Origin of the sequence: Desulfovibrio sp. OH1186_COT-070, assembly GCF_003860215.1 — a bacterium.
Taxonomy (GTDB): Bacteria; Desulfobacterota; Desulfovibrionia; order Desulfovibrionales; family Desulfovibrionaceae; genus Desulfovibrio.
Window position 1 is genome coordinate 1 of sequence record NZ_RQYH01000099.1, and the last position, 979, is coordinate 979.

2 protein-coding genes are annotated in these 979 nt (G+C 50.5%); one reads left to right on the plus strand and one right to left on the minus strand.

Going from position 1 to position 979, the window contains the following annotated elements:
• Window positions 1-257 (minus strand): transposase (locus EII23_RS12015; RefSeq protein ID WP_148091271.1); only part of this gene is annotated, 257 nt, incomplete at its 3' end.
• Window positions 258-304: 47 nt separating this feature from the next.
• Here EII23_RS12015 and EII23_RS12020 point away from each other — a divergent pair.
• Entirely contained in the window at window positions 305-898 is a 594-nt protein-coding gene (locus EII23_RS12020) for a hypothetical protein (RefSeq protein WP_124793554.1), read from the plus strand.
• The last annotated feature ends 81 nt before the right edge of the window (window positions 899-979 follow it).

Here is a 979-nt window from a genome sequence, read left to right on the forward strand (position 1 = left end):
ACGAGCACCTCAAGGAGTTTTTCCCAAACACCCCGGTCACGCCAACGGCAAAACCGGCGATGAGTATTTTTCCAGTCCCCAAGGTCAGGAGGCAGATCGCGCCATGGCGCTCCCGTTCGTAATATCCAAAATACCGCGTTGATAAACAGCCTGTTGTCTCCGGCCGGGCGACCAACACTCCCCTTTTTGCCGGGAAGATGTGCCTGTAGATTTTCCCAAACCCTGTCACAAATATCATGTCGTCGATGTGCGCACATAGCCTCTCCTGTCATGCAGGAAGAGGTGTTATCATAGGATTCATAGTTTGACGACACTATCTAGAGAGCTGTCCGCTGTAGCAGAGCGTATCATTGCAGACGCTCTTCTTCGCTCCAACTCGGAAATGTACGGTGCGGAACGCCATGCCTACATTTCTTCCAATACACCGGAAGGAGCCATTCACAACATCGCCAGCCTGCTGCGCCCAGAAACTACGGCTTTGGCTGTGAAGGGAGAAGCGGGCATGGGCCGGACAAAAATTCTGGCGGACGTGGCCGAAAAAGCGAAACTCCGTGGTTTTGATGTGGAATATTACCACAGACCCATTGACCCTCATCTGCTGGATCACGTGCACATTCCCGCACTGAACCTTCTGATGACAACGCAACCTGACGAGTTGCCGACGCAGGTTATCAAAGAATCCTTTACGCTTCAGGGAAAGAATTCCAAACGTCCAACCGGGCTTCAGGACGAAATTTCGGAAAATATGGCCCGATATGAACAGACTCTTTCCCTTGCAATGCAAACCCTGGCGCAGATCAAAGCAGAACATGGCGTTCTTGAAAAATATTACATTGACAGCATGGATTTTGACGGGGTCAGCAAGCGCCTTGCCGCAACCATAGAAGCCATCTCATAATCAAAAGGGTTTGAGTTTGGAAATTTTCTAGACTTTTCCGTCCATTTCCCGCACGAAGTGGGAATGGACATCACCAATGAG